15 protein-coding genes are annotated in these 17,200 nt (G+C 65.4%); 3 read left to right on the top strand and 12 right to left on the bottom strand.

From position 1 onward, the window contains the following. Positions 1-5: 5 nt before the first annotated feature. The 3 genes from ACQCVD_RS01285 to ACQCVD_RS01275 form a co-directional block, all read right to left on the bottom strand. Positions 6-359 (bottom strand): hypothetical protein, encoded by a 354-nt coding sequence (locus ACQCVD_RS01285; protein WP_426821874.1) that lies wholly within the window; start codon positions 357-359, stop codon positions 6-8. After that, the gene (locus ACQCVD_RS01280; RefSeq protein ID WP_426821873.1) at positions 356-814 is read right to left on the bottom strand and encodes a hypothetical protein; all 459 of its coding nucleotides are present in this window, start codon (positions 812-814) and stop codon (positions 356-358) included. Before ACQCVD_RS01280 ends, ACQCVD_RS01285 begins: the two co-directional genes overlap by 4 nt. Before the next feature lie 118 nt (positions 815-932). Continuing rightward, complete coding sequence (locus ACQCVD_RS01275) at positions 933-1,448, bottom strand: GNAT family N-acetyltransferase (protein ID WP_426821872.1); 516 nt, start codon at positions 1,446-1,448, stop codon at positions 933-935. 293 nt (positions 1,449-1,741) lie between these two features. Here ACQCVD_RS01275 and ACQCVD_RS01270 point away from each other — a divergent pair, with 293 nt between their 5' ends. Next, positions 1,742-1,993: a hypothetical protein gene (locus ACQCVD_RS01270; RefSeq protein ID WP_426821871.1), complete on the top strand. Its 252-nt coding sequence runs from the start codon at positions 1,742-1,744 to the stop codon at positions 1,991-1,993. Positions 1,994-2,251: 258 nt separating this feature from the next. Here the strand turns inward: ACQCVD_RS01270 and hisS are convergent, their stop codons facing one another. The 3 genes from hisS to tpx form a co-directional block, all read right to left on the bottom strand. Then, positions 2,252-3,538, bottom strand: coding sequence for a histidine--tRNA ligase (gene hisS, locus ACQCVD_RS01265; protein ID WP_426821870.1), 1,287 nt, complete (start codon positions 3,536-3,538; stop codon positions 2,252-2,254). A gap of 27 nt (positions 3,539-3,565) precedes the next feature. Continuing rightward, a complete protein-coding gene (locus tag ACQCVD_RS01260; RefSeq protein ID WP_426821869.1) occupies positions 3,566-4,207 on the bottom strand; it encodes an MBL fold metallo-hydrolase in 642 nt (213 codons plus the stop codon). A 70-nt stretch (positions 4,208-4,277) separates the two neighbouring features. Continuing rightward, positions 4,278-4,775, bottom strand: coding sequence for a thiol peroxidase (gene tpx / locus ACQCVD_RS01255; protein WP_426821868.1), 498 nt, complete (start codon positions 4,773-4,775; stop codon positions 4,278-4,280). A gap of 202 nt (positions 4,776-4,977) precedes the next feature. Between tpx and ACQCVD_RS01250 the strand changes: the two genes are divergently transcribed. Both ACQCVD_RS01250 and ACQCVD_RS01245 read left to right on the top strand, forming a co-directional pair. Then, on the top strand, positions 4,978-5,832 hold the full coding sequence (locus tag ACQCVD_RS01250) for a peptidylprolyl isomerase (RefSeq protein WP_426821867.1): 855 nt from the start codon (positions 4,978-4,980) through the stop codon (positions 5,830-5,832). Positions 5,833-6,157: 325 nt separating this feature from the next. Continuing rightward, a complete protein-coding gene (locus ACQCVD_RS01245; protein WP_426821866.1) occupies positions 6,158-6,580 on the top strand; it encodes a hypothetical protein in 423 nt (140 codons plus the stop codon). A gap of 395 nt (positions 6,581-6,975) precedes the next feature. Here the strand turns inward: ACQCVD_RS01245 and ACQCVD_RS01240 are convergent, their stop codons facing one another. The 6 genes from ACQCVD_RS01240 to secF all read right to left on the bottom strand — a co-directional run bounded on the left by ACQCVD_RS01240 (position 6,976) and on the right by secF (position 17,200). After that, a complete protein-coding gene (locus ACQCVD_RS01240) occupies positions 6,976-9,090 on the bottom strand; it encodes a bifunctional metallophosphatase/5'-nucleotidase (RefSeq protein ID WP_426821865.1) in 2,115 nt (704 codons plus the stop codon). Between the two features lie 181 nt (positions 9,091-9,271). Continuing rightward, positions 9,272-11,251 carry a prolyl oligopeptidase family serine peptidase gene (locus ACQCVD_RS01235; RefSeq protein ID WP_426821864.1) on the bottom strand — a complete coding sequence of 660 codons (1,980 nt, stop codon included), beginning with the start codon at positions 11,249-11,251 and terminating at the stop codon, positions 9,272-9,274. Between the two features lie 76 nt (positions 11,252-11,327). Further along, positions 11,328-13,610: a RelA/SpoT family protein gene (locus ACQCVD_RS01230; protein ID WP_426821863.1), complete on the bottom strand. Its 2,283-nt coding sequence runs from the start codon at positions 13,608-13,610 to the stop codon at positions 11,328-11,330. Positions 13,611-13,625: 15 nt separating this feature from the next. Further along, on the bottom strand, positions 13,626-14,183 hold the full coding sequence (locus ACQCVD_RS01225) for an adenine phosphoribosyltransferase (protein WP_426821862.1): 558 nt from the start codon (positions 14,181-14,183) through the stop codon (positions 13,626-13,628). Next, positions 14,184-15,830: an ABC transporter substrate-binding protein gene (locus tag ACQCVD_RS01220; protein WP_426821861.1), complete on the bottom strand. Its 1,647-nt coding sequence runs from the start codon at positions 15,828-15,830 to the stop codon at positions 14,184-14,186. A 176-nt stretch (positions 15,831-16,006) separates the two neighbouring features. Then, a complete protein-coding gene (secF, locus tag ACQCVD_RS01215) occupies positions 16,007-17,200 on the bottom strand; it encodes a protein translocase subunit SecF (protein WP_426821860.1) in 1,194 nt (397 codons plus the stop codon).

Genomic DNA, 17,200 nt, shown 5'->3' with positions numbered 1-17,200 from the left:
CGAGGCTAGGGGCGGGCGGGCAGCTCATTCACGATGACCGCCGGTTGTGTGCCCTCGGTGAGCAGGGGCTGGTTTATGGGGTGGGGACCGGGATCGACATCCTGGGTGCAGCCATCCAGGCGCTCCCGAGGGTAGAGGTGGAGCGTATGCAGATCACCGGGGCCGACGAGCAGGATCCCCATCTCCTCCGGGGAGAACTGCGGGTACTCGCTGGGACACGCTATCTCCCAGGTGTTCCACTGTCCTTCGTAGAGGGAGGAGAGATCGGTGGCCGCCGAGTCTCGTCCGCTGATGCTGCGCAGCAGCGGATCCGAACGCGACTCCCACCAGTTGGACACCCCCACCCAAATCGCCATCACCAGGGCCAGGATCGCCAGCAAGGGCCAGAACCGGCGCAACCACGTCCCGAAGAACCGGAACCGTTGCCCGGGACCAGCGAAACCAGCCCGGAGAATACGGCCCCCGCCGCCAGGATGATCAGAAGATATCCGGGATGGAAGAAGATCGGCTTGCCCCGATCCAGCCAGAACCACCACCACGCCACTCCATAGAAGCCGACTCCTGTGGCGATCAGCAGGGCCTGGACCCACCATTTCCCGGCGTCAAACAGTGCCGAGAGGATCAGGGCCGCCATCCCGATAAAAACTCCGCCCATCATGAACAGGACGAGAAAATTATCCGCCCAGGGAGGCAGTATCTGTTCCATCCGCGAAAAAAGGTTCTCCGCCGAGAAGTAGGCAAAGAGGAACCATCCCACCAGACCCACCAGGATCAGTAGGAGGTCCGGAATCAGGTGGTACCGGTCGGGTCTCATTCCGATGAGGGTAGCTCAGTACTTGCAGGATTGAGCGTTAAGGAAAGTGACTCCGGCACTTCGAGAGCGTAGTAGGGCATGTCCCGGAGTGACACTATGATCCATCCAAGATCTCAAGCTAAATGCCGAATGGTGCCGCATATCGGACAACACCAGCCGGAAGACGCTTTTCCTTGTTTAGCGACAATGCAAGCAGTGCGTCATCAGGAACGTCAATGGTCAACTCGATGCCGTGGATCGAAGCTCGCTCGAAACCGAACCGTGGGTAATACTCGGGATGTCCCAGCACCACGATGAAATCCTCACCGCAATCCCTAGCCGCTTGTATCACCGCCCGGATAACTGCCGATCCAGCGCCGGTTCGCTGATACTCCGGGAGGACCGCACAGGGGGCCAGGCATAGGGCAGCGATGTCACCGATATAACAGCGTGTGAGCAGAGCATGTCCCACCACTGTCCCAGCCTCGCTTGTAGTGACCATGGACAATCCGTCAATCCATGCAGGGTCTTGCCGCAGGGTATCTACAAGATCAGCTTCGTCGGAAGTCTCGAAAGCTGCAGTGTTGACATCGCGGATGGCCGTAACATCAGTCGGCCTTTCTGTCCGGGTGATCCACCGAGGGCGCTTATTCACATAAATTCCTGTTCGTTGATGCCAAATCCGCCGATTACTAAAACGGAGGCCGATGATTGAAACCCTACGTATACCCCCCGTGCGACACTCTCGATGTCAGAAGGCGTTTGTTCAGCCAGCTCCTGATGACTAAATACGCGAGGGCGACTACCGACCCGCTAACGATGCTGTTGCAAATAGGATTCTCCTGGGGCGTCCACCGCACGGCGGCGCCCCCTGACCGCCACGCCTGGCAGAGGTAGGCTGACATCTACGTTTACGTATTGATGAGACCGCAATCTGAGGAGACCGCAATGGGAAAGTGGTTTAATCAAGCCAGAGAAATCGAACGTCTCCAGCAGGAAGTCCAGCGCCAACAAACACTCATCACCCAGCTTAAAGAACGACTGGGGGATGACGCTGCCGATATCAATGAATACGGCGTGGCGGATCAGGAACGCGCACTCGTTACCGAAGGGCAACCGATCAAGGCCATCAAAGCCTACCGTGAACGTACTGGTGCGAATCTGCTCACCGCGAAGAAAGCCATCGACTCGGTTAGCTGAGCCTCTCCGGTGACCTGCTCTCCATCTGGCCTATGGCGAAGGAGACAACCGGGTGCGGCTGACGATGTGGTGTCAAGTTTTGCGTCGGCGGCGCTACTGGCCACCGCTGGGCCGCAAGTCTCCCCACACACCAGAACCACCCCACCCGCTGTCCGCGGGAATGGGGTGGTTCTGGCTCACCGTCCGCTTCTCCGCCCCTCGGGGCACCGGGCGATGCCGAGGTTTTACGGGGTGTGCCGCGAAGCGGTGGTAGCGGGGTCAGCCGAGCGCGGCCGTGAGGTACCTGAGGACCTCGTTCAACGCGACCTCTTCCTGGGTGTGCTCCCCCAGGTTCTTGACGGCCACGGTGCCACCGGCGAGCTCCTGGTCGCCGAGTACGAGTGCGAAGCGGGCGTGAGCGCGGTCGGCCCCCTTCATGGCACCCTTCAGGCCGCGGTCGCCGTAGGACATGTCGGTGGAGACCCCGGCCACGCGCAGATCATTGACCAGCTTGGCCATGGCCTTCTTCGCATCCCCGCCCAGAGCCACGCCGAAGACGTCGACCCGGCGGTCCACGCCGCGCTCGGACAGATCCACGCCTTCCGCCTCCAGGGCCAGCAGAGTACGGTCCACGCCGAGCCCGTAGCCGATGCCGGACAGATCCTGGCCACCCAGCACCGCCATCAGTCCGTCGTAACGGCCGCCGCCGCCGATACCGGACTGAGCGCCCAGCCCGTCGTGGACGAACTCGAAGGTGGTCTTGGTGTAGTAGTCCAGGCCGCGCACCATCCGCGGGTTGATCTCGTACGGGACACCGAGATCCTGGAGCAGTCCGGTGACCGTTTCAAAGTGTTCGCGGCATTCGTCGCAGAGGTGGTCGAGCATGAGCGGGGCGTCAGCGGTCAGCTCGCGGACCTCCGGGCGCTTGTCGTCGAGCACCCGCAGCGGGTTGATCGCCGCGCGGCGGCGGGTGTCCTCGTCCAACGCCAGGGCGAAGAGGAACTCCTGGAGCTTGTCCCGGTAGCCGGGGCGGCAGTTGTGGTCGCCGAGGCTGGTCAGCTCCAGGCGGAACTGCCGCAGCCCCAGGCTGCGGTAGCTGCGGTCGGCCAGGGCGATGACCTCGGCGTCGAGGGCCGGGTCGTCGATGCCGATCGCCTCCACCCCGACCTGCTGCAGCTGCCGGTAACGACCGGCCTGGGGCCGCTCATAGCGGAAGAAGGGGCCGGCGTAGTTGAGCTTGACGGGCAGCTGGCCGCGATCCAGGCTGTGCTCGATCACGGACCGCACGACACCGGCGGTGCCTTCGGGGCGGAGGGTGACGGAGCGGTCACCACGGTCGGCAAAGGTGTACATCTCCTTGCTGACCACATCCGTGGACTCACCGACTCCCCGGGCGAACAGCGCAGTGTCCTCGAAGATCGGCAGCTCGATGTGCTGGTAGCCCGCCAGGTGCGCCTGGTTGATGAATTCCTCACGGACGGCGAGGAATTTCGGCGAGACCGGCGGAACATAGTCCGGTACTCCCTTGGGGGCGGACAGGGCCTTGAACTTCTGTTCTTTGCTCACCTGGACAACTTTAGCGTGACCAGCCGGTCATGCCGGAGTCAGTCCCTTCAGGAAGGGGTTCTCGGCGCGTTCGGCCCGCATCGTCGTCAGCCCACCGTGCCCGGGGAGCACGCGCACCTGATCTGCCAGGGTGAGGACCCGGGTGCGCAGGCTGGTGATCATCGCGTCCGGATCGGACCCCATGAGATCGGTGCGCCCGATGGCGCCCTGGAACAGGACATCCCCGGAGAAGCACAGCTGATCGGTGTGCAGCAGCACGGAACCCGGGGAATGCCCCGGCGCGTGGGACACGGCGAAGCTCTCTCCCACCAGGTCAAGGTTCTCCCCGGGCACAAGCTCGCGCAGATCCGGGATCGGGGTCATGCCGGCCATGTCGAAGAGCACGGCGGCCTTCTCAGAGACGCCGCCGCTTTCCAGCATGAAATGATCCGCCGCGTGCAGGTGGACGGGAACGTTGAAACGCCGGGCAAGTTGCCCGGCGTCACGGGTGTGGTCGATGTGGCCGTGAGTGAGCACGATCTTGTCCAGGCTCAGTGAATCCTGGGCGAGAAAATCGACGACCCGGTCGTGGGTGTGCATGCCGGGGTCAATGACCACCGCCCGGCCCTCATGGGCCAGAAGGTAACAGTTCGTCTTGTAGGGACCTGCGGCGAAACCCGAAATCTGCATGCGCACAGTCTAACCGGGGACTGGGGGCCCGCTTGGCGACGGCCCGTGCGGCACCCGGAGACGGTGAGGGTTACTGCAGGGCGGCGAGCGCGGCGTCGTAATCCGGCTCGGTGGTGATCTCGTCGACGAGCTCGACGTGGGCGACCTTGCCGGCCTCGTCAACCACGATCACGGCCCGGGCCAGCAGCCCCTTGAGCGGACTGCCCTTGAGAACCAGGCCGTAATCCTCCCCGAAGGAGGTGCGGAAGCCGGAGCCGGAGATGACGTTCTCGAGGCCCTCGGCACCGCAGAAACGGCCCAGTGCCATCGGCAGATCGTGGGAGGCGCAGATGACGGCGGTGTTCTCCAGGCCCGCGGCCAGCTCGTTGAAGCGACGCACGGAAGCCGCACAGACGCCGGTGTCCACCGACGGGAACACGTTCAGCACAATGCGCTGGCCCGAGAAGTCAGCGGCGGAAAATTCCGCGAGATCGGTACCCACGAGGGTGAAGTCCGGGAGGGTGTCTCCCACTGCGGGTAGCTCGCCGGAGGTCTGGACAGGGTCTTGCTGGAAATTGGTTGTTGCCATGCCCCGAGAATATGTGTGTTTCTGTGACCCCGCCACAAGCAGGAGTCGGGGGTGAAACGGAGCCCGATCGCCAGGGACGGCCGCCACCTCCGGGTTCCGGATGCTTGACCGGTACAATGTGGCGGAGCCGATACCCGTACCGACTACGCCACGGGGGATCGTGACACAGTCCACCGCCCACGGCAGACAAGGGAATGACACGTTGAGCACAAACAAGGAGCGCGGTGAGCAGGCGCTCGGCAAGCTGGAGAAGGAACTGCGCAGCCGGGACCGGAAGGAAAAGACCGGCCCGTTGAAGACTGTGGTCGCTGCCGCAGCGGCGATCGTGGTGGTTGTCGGCGGCATCTGGTTCGCCACGACGCAGACCGGTGAGGACGAGCAGGTCACCGCCGAGGAATCCAGCACCGCCCCGTCCACCCCCGAGACCCCGGACTACGAGCTGCTGGCGATGGAGCGCACCGAGCCGCTGCCCGATACCGTCTCCTGCACCTACGAGGCCGCCGGTGAGGCCGCGAACGACGCCACCCCGCCCGAGCAGACCGAGGACGTACCCGCGACCGGCACGCTCAACGTGGACCTGAACACCAACCAGGGTCCCATCGGCATGGAACTGGACCGCTCAACCGCGCCGTGCACCGTCAACGCCATCGAGCACCTGGTGGAGACCGACTATTACGACGACACCGTGTGCCACCGCCTGACCACCTCCGGCATCTTCGTCCTGCAGTGCGGCGACCCGACCGGCACCGGTTCCGGTGGCCCGGGCTTCCAGTTCGCCAACGAATACCCGACCGATGAGGCCGAGGACGCCGACACCCCGGTCATCTACCCCCGTGGCTCGATCGCCATGGCCAACGCCGGCGCGGACACCAACGGTTCCCAGTTCTTCCTCAACTACGAAGACTCTCCCCTGCCTCCGCAGTACACCTACTTCGGACAGATCACAGAGGAGGGTCTGGCCACGCTCGACGGCGTCGCCGAGGCGGGCGTGGAAGGTGGCGCCGCTGATGGCGCCCCTGCCGAAGAGGTCCGCATCGAAAGCGCGGATATCGCCTAGTTGTGAGTGGAGCAGCCGGTTTCAGGTCGCCCCACCACTCCCCCTTACCCCGCTCTCGCCCCCGAACGGGTTGGTGAGAGCGGGGTTTCTTATTGCGGCTCCCGCCCCACCTGAGTCTCCCTGAATTTCGCCGAAGTGTGCCTGGAGTGACTGTTGGGGCAATGTGACCTTAGGGTGACTTTCCCACTCGGGGAGTTTTTCGGATTTCTGCTGGTGAATGCCCAAAGTTGTACTTAAGAATATCCCTTGAATGGGTTGCGCAACACTTCTATAAAGATTAACGTTTGTCTCGTCTCCGTTGATCTGTCGAAAAGGAAAGATTTCCATGAAGCTGTTCTCCCGCAAGAGCCTCGTCGCTGCCGTCACCTCCGCTGCCCTCGTCTCCGGCGTCCTGGTTGCCCCGGCAAACGCTGAAACCCAGACCCCCTCCCAGGCTGACGTGAATGCCACCCAGGAGGCCACTGAGGACGATAGCTCCAACGAGGAAAGCAACACCGGTGAAGGTGAGGACAACACCGGTGGCGAAAACGTCGGCGATGGTGACGACACTGACGGTGAAACCAACGACGATAGTGACGACAACACCCCGGAGCCGGAGGAAGGCTCCTCCGAGGGATTCTTTGGCGGTTCCTCTGACGATGATGGCAAAGTCGATCCGGGCCAAATCCGCGACTGGGTCGCTGTGTTCACCGCCATCATCGGTGCTCTGTCCACTGTCTTCGTCTTCATGGAGCGCAACTTCAACTAAGTCTTCACGCATGAGCTGCACCCTGCGGGAGATGCACGGACTGCTCTGAAGCACTAATACAGCCGCCTTCCCTCGATCTACGAGGGAAGGCGGCTGTTGTCGTCGTCGCTTTCGTGCGGTGATGCCCTTGTTGAACCTCCCACTGGCGGGTCACGCGCGTCTGGTCATGGCCTTTCGGACAGCTGCCGGGCCAGGACCGGAGAGGGAACTCCTCGGATCGGTGATCGTCAGCTCATGGCATTGTTGCGGTGCTCTTCCCGGGAGCTGATCTGACGTCCTGCCCGCATCGTGCATGACTGGTCCCCATGACCGGGAAAAGCCATGGGGACCAGTGTCACCGGCGTGGCCGGCTATGCGTCAGGACGATCGGACCGTCAGTTTTTTCTGCCGTCTCCTCAGCTCAGCAACCGGTTGATCTCGCGCTGGACGGTGTCCTGGAAATCAGCCAGCAGCTGCCCTCCGGAGAAGACGTTGGCCAATCCGAGAGCGCCGGCCAGCGCAGCGATAGCGGCAACGACAGCGCCGATCGGGCCAGCTTCTGCAGAGGAACCCGGGGTGCTGCCGGAGTTGTCGGACGGGGCTTCAGACTCGACGAGCGGCACGCCGACCTCGGTGCCGGCGTCAGTGGTGACCGTCATCTCGCCGGCTCCGGAGAAGTCTTCCGGGACGGTGATGTCGACGCTGGCTCTGCCCGATGTTCCGTATTCGTCATCGAGAACCGTGACATCGATCGGGGCGGAAGCTTCCGCGTCGCCAATTCTGACGGTGACCTGAGTAGCCGTTGGATCGATGGTGTAGATCAGGGACTCCAGGTCCACGGTGACGGTTTCTCCGGCGACGACGTCGCCGTCGATCGAAACACCCACATCGCTCTGTCCCCAGCGCGGCTCGACGTTCTCAGTGGAACTGAGGTAGTCAATGAAGGCGGTCACGTCGACGACACCCACATTCTGGGAGTTCCTGGCGTTCTGCAGGGCGGTGAAGCCGTCGCCGCTCTCAAAGAGGAAGGTGGAGGCCGCAACCTGGTAGTCCGCATTCGGGTCGAGCGGCACACCGTCGATGGTGGCCTGGATGACGCGCTCCCCGTCGGGGGCGGTAGGGTCATAGCTGTAGGAGAAGTTGTCGGACACCCCGAGTGCCAGACGTGGGCGCCCGGCCGCCGGGTCCTGCCACTGCTGCTCCAGTGCCGTGAGGATATCCGCCCCGGTCAACGTGCCGTACATCAGGTCATTGCCGAAGGGCTGGACATCGAACGCCTCCTTGTAGGTGACGTCACCCGCTGCCAGGTCGGCGCGGACGCCACCGGCGTTCATCAGTCCCAGGTCCATTTCCACCCCGGTGAAGTCTTCCAGGTAGGAACGCTGAGCCTCGGCGATGAGGTTGTTCAGCGTGGACTCGACCCCCCGGTTGGAACCGGGGCCCTCCTCTCCCCGTGCCCCGCGGGTGAAGGAGTGCTCGAGCTCGGCGACCACCTCGGCACCGGCCGACTCTGCCTTCACCACAGCCGCATCGACGGTGGCCTGGACCTCAGCATGCGGCTCGGCCAGGGTGGCCATCTCATCAGCGGTGTAGACAGCCGGTTCCATGGACACCTCTTCGGTTTCGGTGTCGAAGCTGAACCTGACGTTGGACATCAGCTTGCCGTACTCGAGGTTCTGCAGCACGATGGGCTGCTCCCCCTCCCACTCGGAGTCCTGCACGTGGGTGTCACCGGCGAACACGACGTCCACATCCTCGGTGAACTGGCCCGGCTCGGTGCCCTCATGCAGCAACGCGATGACCACGTCAGCTTCGCCGTTGCCCTCATCGTCATCGGAGAGCTCAGCCGCGATGCGGTTGGTCACCTCCCAGGGGTTTGCGAAGGTGATGCCCTCCACCGCCGACGGGGAGACCTTGTCGGCGGTGCTCTGCGTGACGGTGCCGATGAAGGCGACATCCACGGAGTTACCGGCCTCGTCGGTGATGGTCTGGATATCGTAGGCATCCAGTTCCTCACGGCCGTCCTCAACGGTGACATTGGCGCCCAGAATCGGGTAGTCGGAGTTCTCCGAGATGCGGCCGATCAGGTCCTCGTATCCCTGGTCGAACTCGTGGTTGCCCACCGCGGAGACATCGACGCCCATCTCATTGAGTACCTCGAGGGTCGGCTCATCATCGAGCAGCGCGGAGGTAAAGGCCGAGCCGCCGACATTGTCACCGGAGGTGGTGTGGATGTGTCCGTCAATGCCCTCGGCGGCGCGGAGCCGGTCAACCATGCCCGCGATGGTGGCGGCGCCGGCCTCGGTCACCGTGTCATCCGCGGTGCCCGGCACCCCATCATCTCCGGTGTCGACGACCTGCTCGATGTGGCCGTGGAAGTCAGTGATATTGGACACCGAGAAATTGACGGTGGTGTCGGTGCTGTGGTCCTGCGCTGCCGCGCTGGGGGCCAGGCAGACCACCAGGGCACTGGCGGTGGCTGCGGCGGTGAGGGCGCTGCGGAACTGACCGCGGCGGCGTGAGTGGGACACGTGAAACTCCTGAAAATACCGGGATGGAAAATCTTGTCTACCGGTAAGTTTCTAATGAAGTTTTCCTCATTCCGCAGGGCGAGGGTGAGATCACCCTGAGAATGTCCTGCAGGTTCACCCTCCGGCCATCAAGGTTTCATCTCCGGGTAGGGCCCGGGCGACGCCCGTTTAACCTGCCGCCTCAGCGGCTCTCCAACCACTGGAAGCCCCGGCCCCGGCGGATCACCACCCGACTTCCCGCGTCCCTCTCCGAACCCGCAGGGGTCTCAGCTCCGGACGGCCCGCGGTCCGCCGGGACGCCCGGGGCGTCGAAACGCGAGAGGTCCGGCACGCGCACCATGCCGTGGACGGCCAGAAAATCCAGCATGGTCTCCGCGATCAGACGTCGACTGCGGGGCTTGACGAACTGGTGCCCCTCCCCCGGAACCACCACCAGACGGGTGTCGACGCCCTGGCGCGCCAGGGCCGCCCGCATCTGCTCGGACTCCTCCGGCGGTACATTACTGTCCCATTCGCCGTGCAGAAAAAGCACCGGGGACCGGACCTGCCCGGCCTTGTGGAGCGGTGAGATCTCCACCAGTAGTTCGGCGTCATGCATGGGATAGCCGTACTTGGGGTACGCCGCGCTCGCCAGCCAGGGTTCCGTGCTGCGGAAGTAGGTGCGGAAGCTGGTCATGCCGCAGGCGTCGACGATCGCGGTGAACAGTTCGGGGTGGTGGGCGGCCGCCATGAGTGAGAGATAACCGCCGTAGCTGCGACCTCCCAGAGCCAGGAGCGACGGGTTCGCCACCCCGGCGTCGATCAGAAAGTGGGCGGTGTCGGCCACGTCAGTGATGGCGGCGAAGCGGCCGTAACGGTCATCGGCGTGCTGGAAGAACCTTCCTGAGCCCTTGGAGCCGCGGATATTGGGCGTGAACACGGTGACCCCGGAATCGGTCAGCGCGGTCAGGACGTCGTGGTTGATCGGGCGGGACTGTCCCTCCGGCCCGCCGTGGAGGTGGATATAGGTGGGCTGGGGCGTGCCCTGTTCCTCCCCTGCGGCAGTGGCCGGCGAGGACTGGTAGAGCCAGCCGGACAATTCCAGTCCGTCACGGGCGATGTAGTGGACCAGTTCGGGTACGAGTTCCTCGCGCCCGGCCCGGGCCGCCTGCCTGTCCACTGCCGGGCGGAAGTGTTCCTGCTGCCCCAGATCCGTGGCGATCACCTCGACGGTGGGCGCCAGATTCGGGCCCTCCACCGTCAGCGAGAGCAGGGAACCGTCGTCGGTGAGGGACATGCCGGTGGCCACCATGCCGTCCAGCTCCACGGTGCGGCGCATGGTGATCGTCTGCGTCTGGCCCAGGGCCAGCAGCTCGAGCGAGGAGATGCCCGCGACGTTCCAGAGCACCGCGGCCGTGGTCTGGTCCTCGCTGATCACGAACTCGTCGACCTCCGCGTCCCCGTTGGTGATGAGTCCGGTTTCGGTGACCAGGCCGCCGGTGACGCCCAGTCGGACCACCCGGCGCCGCTCGCCGGCGTGGTCGGTGCAGATGATGACGGCCAGCTCATCCTCCCCGGCGTCCGGCAGGAAACCGCCGGTCTCCGTGGTCGAGCCGGGATCCGGCGGTAACAACGGCAGCCAGGTGCCGTCCGGGGTGACCAGGAGCAGCTCCCGGCCGCCGCGGGGGCCGACGCGCATCAGGGCATGGCCCTGTTCCGCCGCCACCAGGAGGCTGTCGGTGCGCCGGTCCAGTACCTCGAAGGTGTTGGACTCCGGATCGACCAGGCGGGCCTCGGTCACCCCATTGCTCGTCAGGGCGTTCATGGCCAGTCGGTCGCCGTCCCATTCGACGAGGGTGGTCAGCACGTCCTCCTGGGTGTGCAGGATGATCGCCTCGTCGTCGTGGCGTTTACCGCCGGAGCCCTCGGCGGGGACGATCCAGGTGACCAGCCGTTCACTGCCCTTGGGTGAGGCCTCGCACGCGATCCAGCGTCCGTCGGGTGAGTAGAGTACCCGGGTGACCGCTCCGCGACCCTCGATCGGCAACGGAACGGTCTCCTCCTCCCCGATGCCGTCCTCCGTCAGCCGGGCCCGGACCGCGTAGGGGTAGCCACCGTCACGGACGATATAGGCGATGGCGGATCCGTCGGGGGCGAGGGCCGATCCATATGACTGACGCATGGGTCCTCAGTCTATGACACCGCGGACCGGGGCGCGGAACGTCCCGCGCCCCGGTCCGCCGGGTCGGCCAGAGGGCTCAGTTGGTCACCCGGTAGACGTCGAAGACCCCTTCGGTGTTGCGCAGGGCCGTCATGAGGGTGCCCAACTGCTTGGTGTCGGACACCGAGAAGGTGAAGCGGATGACGGCGATCCGGTCATCGGAGGCCTTCGAGTTCATCGCCATCACGGAGAGCTTCAGCTCACTGATGAGTCGGGTCAGTTCCGCGAGCAGCCCCGCGCGGTCCAGGGCCTCGACCTGCACGGTCGCGGCGAAAGCCGTGGACCGCGAGCTCTCGGACTCCCATGAGACGTCGATCAGCCGCGCCGGCTCCTGGCGGAGCTTCTCGGCATTGGTGCAGTCGGTACGGTGCACCGAGACCCCGCCGCCGCGGGTGACGAAGCCGAAGATCTCGTCCCCGGGCACCGGCTGGCAGCACCTGGCCAACTTCGCCATGACGTCCGGACTGCCCTCGACCAGCACCCCGGCGGAACCGTCCACGGTCTTGGACCGGGAGCTGACGATCTCCGAGAACGGGGTGCGGTCCACCAGGGCGTCCTCGGCGTCATCCTGGTCACCGAAGGCGGCCATCAGCCGGTGGGCCACGTGGCCTGCCGCCACGGAACCGGAGCCGATCGCCGTGTACAGGGCGTCGACGTCCGGGTAGTGCAGCTCGCTGGCCACGGTCTTCATGGACTGGGCGGTGAAGAGCCGGTGCATCGGCAGTCCCCCGCGCTGGACCTCTGCGGCCAGGGCGTCGCGGCCGGCCTCCAGGTGCTCCTCGCGGCGTTCCTTAGCGAACCACTGCCGGATCTTGGCCTTGGCGCGCGGGGAGACCACGAAGTCCTGCCAGTCCCGGCTGGGACCGGCATTGGCGTCCTTGGAGGTGAAGATCTCCACCCGGTCGCCGGACTTCAGCTTGGTCTCCAGGGCGACGAGCTTGCCGTTGATCTTCGCGCCGATGCAACGGTGGCCCACTTCAGTGTGCACCGCGTAGGCGAAGTCCACCGGCGTGGAGTCCACCGGGAGGTTGACCACGTCCCCCTTCGGGGTGAACACGAAGATCTGCTTGGCGGTCAGGTCATAACGGAGGCTGTCCAGGAACTCGTTGGGGTCCGCGGCCTCCTTCTGCCAGTCCAGCAGCTGGCGCATCCAGGACATCTGGTCCACCTCGGCCTTGTCACCGGAGTGCGAGCCCTTGGTCTCCTTGTAGCGCCAGTGCGCGGCGATGCCGAACTCGGCGTTGTAGTGCATCTCCTGGGTGCGCACCTGCACCTCCAGCGGTTTGCCGCCGGGGATCATCACCGTGGTGTGCAGGGACTGGTAGACACCGAAGCGGGGCGCGGAGATGTAGTCCTTGAAACGGCCGGGCATGGCCGAGAACAGCGCGTGCACCACGCCGATCGCGGCGTAACAGTTGTTGATGTTCTCCACCAGGATGCGGATGCCCACCAGATCGAAGATCTCGTCGAAGTCGCGGCCCCGGACGATCATCTTCTGGTAGATCGACCAGTAGTGCTTGGGCCGGCCCATCACCTCGGCGGTGATCGCGTTCTCCTTCAGCGCGCCCTGCACCTGGTCGATGATGTCCTTGAGGTAGCGGTCCCGGGACGGGGCCCGGTCCGCCACCAGCCGCACGATCTCCTCGTACTTCTTCGGGTACAGGATCGCGAAGGAGAGGTCCTCCAACTCCCACTTGATGCTGGCCATCCCCAGCCGGTGTGCCAGCGGGGCGATGACCTCCAGGGTCTGCCGGGCTTTCTTGGCCTGTTTCTCCGGCGGGAGGAAGCGCATGGTGCGCATGTTGTGCAGCCGGTCGGCTACCTTGATGACCAGCACCCGCGGATCCTGGCTCATCGCCACGATCATCTTGCGGATGGTCTCCGCTTCCGCGGCGGCGCCCAGGGCCACCTTGTCCAGCTTGGTCACCCCGTCCACCAGGCGGGCGACCTCCTCACCGAAGTCGGCGGTCAGATCCTCCAGCGAGTAGTCGGTGTCCTCCACCGTATCGTGCAGCAGCGCCGCCACCAGGGTGGTGGTGTCCATGCCGATCTCCGCGGCGATGGTGGCCACGGCCAGCGGGTGCGTGATGTAGGGGTCGCCCGACTTGCGGAACACCCCGGTGTGCAGGCGCTCCGCCGTGGCATAGGCGCGTTCCAGCAGCTCGGCGTCCGCCTTGGAGTGGAACTGCCGGTGGATCGACAGCAGCGGATCGAGTACGGGATTGGTCTTGATCCGGGCACCGGTCAGGCTGCGTGCGAGGCGGGCAGACATGCTCCGCACGCCCACCGAGGTGCGCTGTTTATTCCGGTCCGAGCTCATGACCCTGGCCCTCGCTTACTCCTGCGCAGCAGGTTCGTTGATGACTACCAGCGGCGAACCGGCCAGCCGCTCCCGGCCCCCGAGGCCATCGACCTCGAGCACCACGACATTGCCGGCCACCTCGCCGCCACACTTTTCAATCAGGTTCCGGGCCGCCACGAGCGTGCCACCGGTGGCCAGCACGTCGTCGACCAGCACCACCTGTTTGCCCGCGAGTTCGGTCCCGTCGGCCGGGATCTCCAGGGCCGCGGTGCCGTACTCCAGGGCGTACTCCTGAGAGTGCACCGGCGGCGGCAGCTTGCCCTTCTTCCGGATCGCCAGGATGCCCAGCCCCAGCTTGTAGGCGACCGCCGAGCCGAGCAGGAAACCGCGGGCGTCCAACCCACCGATCAGGTCCGCGCCCTGCCGTTGACAGGCGGCGGCGAGCTCGTCGACGACGATCTGGAACGCGTCCGCATCGGCCAGCACGGGGGTGAGATCCTCGAAGAGCACCCCGTTCGTGGGAAAATCCTCCACCAGCCGAATCTTGTCCGCGAGCGCCTCCCCGGCGTCACGGTATCTGTTCTCGGACACTTATTCTTCTTCCTGTCGCTCGGGGCCGTCGTAGCGCCACCGGTCCATGTTCCAGCCGATCCCGGAAAGACCTGTGTACACCACCACGTTACCCACATCACCATCAATGACGAATGTTCGGGGTTGGGCCGCCAGCGGAATGGCCGGGACCTGCTCCCACAGCTGCTCCTCGGCCTCCCGCAGCCCCGGGACGTCCCCGACGTCAGGGGCGACCTCGGCGTATTCCATCTGCGGGTCGACCTCACGCAGCACAGCGTCGATGGCACCCTCCCGGTGGATTTCCTCACCCCACTGTCCCGTCAGGGTGCGGTTGAGGTCGGCCAGCGTCGAGCCTTCAGCGGCGGCGTCGAGAACGGTGATCCCCATGGGCTCGCAGGAGTCCCGGATCGCCTCGACCATGGCGGCCTTCCGTTCGTCGGGCCCCTGGTAGCCGATCCGCACCGTCATGCCCGCGTAGGGTGCGGCCACTGTCGGGTTGGTCTCCAGGTGCGGCTCAGTCACCTCCGTCAGCTGCCGGGCGACGGGATCATCGTGGCTGACCACGTGGGTCGCCACCGGCGGCACCTCGATACCGGAGACCGCCGAGGAGGCGGCGGCCACCGCCCGCTGGTCCACGCACGCGGCGAAGGCCTGCCGGGCGTCCCAGCTGTAGAACACCCCGGCGTTGCCCAACGTGAGGGTCTCGGTCAGCTGCCCGACGCTCTGCTCGATCTCATAGGGGTTCATCGGGTCGTCCCGGTCCACCCAGTCATAGGTGTCCGCCTCAGCCACCCGCAGGGCCCCCTGCTCCACCAGCTCGGTCTTGGCCACGTCCTCGGGCCAGACCACCAGGCGGTCCAGCGCGGGTGGATCGCCGTAGAAGGTGTCGTTGGCCACCAGGGTGACTTCCCCGCGCTCCCCCACGGATTCGATCTTGAACGGTCCGGAGGAGACCTGCAGCTCCGGATCGAACTCACTCAACCGGAAGCCTTCCCGCCAGATGCGGGCCGGTTCGGCCAGTGCCTCCCAGTTCTCGTCCATCAGGGCGGTGTGGAGTTCCCCGGTGCTCATGCCCGCCTTCCCGGCGATGGCATGCGCCGGCAGGACGGATCCTGGGCCGAAGAGCTGGCGCCAGCGGTCTCCCTTGCCCTCCTGGAACACCACCGTGAAGCGTTTGGAGCCGGGGTTGCAGTCCATCCGCTCGACCTGCTGGGTCAGCGGCAGATGGGAGCCGAACAGGGCTTCGAGCACCCCGGCCTTGTAGCTGAGGAGGTAGTCCGTGCAGGTGACCGGAGTGCCGTCGGAGTAGGTGGCGTCATCTGCGATGGTGTAGATCACCTGGCGGTTGGCGCCGGGCAAGACCTGGTGCTGCATCAGATCCGAGTTCGGGATCATCTGCCCTGAGGGCCCCGGGATGTAGACCCCCGGGTACAGCCGGGTGGACAGGAGGAGGGCACCATTCGAGGCCCCCTCCAGAGTGCCGGTGTTGCTGGTCTCCAGCACCGATGGCACGGCGTAGCCGAAGCTGTCCAGGCTGGTGGATTCCGACGGTTCCTCCGGCGGTGGGGCGCAGGCACCGAGCGTCAGGGCCGCTCCCAGCCCCAGCGCCGCCAACAGCGTCCGCGGCCGCTGTCGCGTCGCCGCCTCAAGCTTCACTTTCGGGTTCACCCAGTCCTTCCCACAACTGCCGCGCGGATGATCCGCGCCCAGATACCGGGTTGAATTATACGTGCTCCCCGCAACGGGGAAACCCCGCCCCGCACCGCGATCGTGACAGATCGCTTTCCTGCCCGGGACGGGGCTCAGCCGCGTGACGACGCCGCGCTTCCGCGGCCGCCGACGGGTCAGCGGCCGGGGCGCCAGGAGGCTCCGACGCCGCCGTCACCGGGCTCCTGCTGGTTCGGCGAGACGATGGTGCGGCGGCCGTTCGGCGCGGTCTCCAATCCACCGGCTCCGGCCTCCCCGGCGGTCTCCGTCAGGTCGCCGATCTCGCCGGCCTCCCCGGTGGTCGGCAGCGCGGCACCGGTGCCCGTGCCCTCCCGGGCGGCCTTGACCTGGGCATTGTGCTCCCGGGTCTGCTTGCGGCGGTTCTGGAGGGTCACCAACAGTGGCGTAGCCAGGAACAACGAGGAGAACACACCCTCGATGACGCCGATCAGCTGGATCAGGGCCAGGTCACGCAGGGTTCCCACACCCATCATCCAGACGGCCACGACCATCAGGGCAATGATCGGCAGGGCGGAGATCACCGAGGTGGAGATGGAGCGCACCACGGTCTGGTTGACCGCCAGGTTCGCCTGTTCCCCATAGGTACTTCTGGTGGAGTCGTACAGGCCGACGGTGTTCTCCCGGACCTTGTCGAACACGATCACGGTGTCATAGATGGAAAATGACAGGACGGTCAGCAGACCGATGACGGTGGCCGGGGAAACCTCGAAGCCGAAGACGGCGTAGATACCGGCGATCACGACGGCGTCGACGGCCAGGGCGATCATCGCGGCGGCCGCCATCTCCCGCTGCAGGCGAAACGCGATGTACGCGAAGGCCGCCAGGAGGAAGACGACCAGGGAGATCAACATCCGCTGGGTGATCGTCGAACCCCAGGACTCGGAGACGGTCGAGTCGCCCACCGCGTCCGGAGAGGGCTCGCCGGAGGAGTCCAGCGGCTGGTGCTCCTCATAGAGGGCCATGCGGGCGTCCATGATCTGGTCCTCGCTGAGCCGTTCGGCGGTGATTTCCAGGGTCCGGGAGTCACCCGCGCCGACCACCTGGGTCAGCTCGGGTTCCACGCCTGTCGCCTCGACGAATGTCTCCTCGACCTGTTCGATCTGGTGGTCGGCGGCCGGCAGCGAGATCTTGGTGCCGCCCTCGAAATCGATGCTCAGGGAGAAGCCGCGGATCACGATCGCCAGCAGGGAGATCACCAGCAGGGCCGCGGTGATCCAGTACCAGAGTTTGGAGCGGCCGATGAAGTCGATGCCACCGGATGCCGAGTACAGACCGGCCCTGGGACGCTTCTTGGTGGAAAGGGTGCTCAT

Source organism: Corynebacterium halotolerans (genome assembly GCF_050107895.1).
In the GTDB taxonomy this organism is placed as follows: domain Bacteria; phylum Actinomycetota; class Actinomycetes; order Mycobacteriales; family Mycobacteriaceae; genus Corynebacterium; species Corynebacterium halotolerans_B.
This window is presented reverse-complemented; position numbering and strand designations above follow the sequence as displayed.

Coding starts and splice junctions, on each gene's coding strand:
- ACQCVD_RS01280 (WP_426821873.1), bottom strand. CDS start 814: ATGAGACCCGACCGGTACCACCTGATTCCGGACCTCCTACTGATCCTG.
- ACQCVD_RS01270 (WP_426821871.1), top strand. CDS start 1,742: ATGGGAAAGTGGTTTAATCAAGCCAGAGAAATCGAACGTCTCCAGCAG.
- ACQCVD_RS01260 (WP_426821869.1), bottom strand. CDS start 4,207: ATGCAGATTTCGGGTTTCGCCGCAGGTCCCTACAAGACGAACTGTTAC.
- tpx (WP_426821868.1), bottom strand. CDS start 4,775: ATGGCAACAACCAATTTCCAGCAAGACCCTGTCCAGACCTCCGGCGAG.
- ACQCVD_RS01245 (WP_426821866.1), top strand. CDS start 6,158: ATGAAGCTGTTCTCCCGCAAGAGCCTCGTCGCTGCCGTCACCTCCGCT.
- ACQCVD_RS01235 (WP_426821864.1), bottom strand. CDS start 11,251: ATGCGTCAGTCATATGGATCGGCCCTCGCCCCCGACGGATCCGCCATC.
- ACQCVD_RS01230 (WP_426821863.1), bottom strand. CDS start 13,610: ATGAGCTCGGACCGGAATAAACAGCGCACCTCGGTGGGCGTGCGGAGC.
- secF (WP_426821860.1), bottom strand. CDS start 17,200: ATGAGCACCCTTTCCACCAAGAAGCGTCCCAGGGCCGGTCTGTACTCG.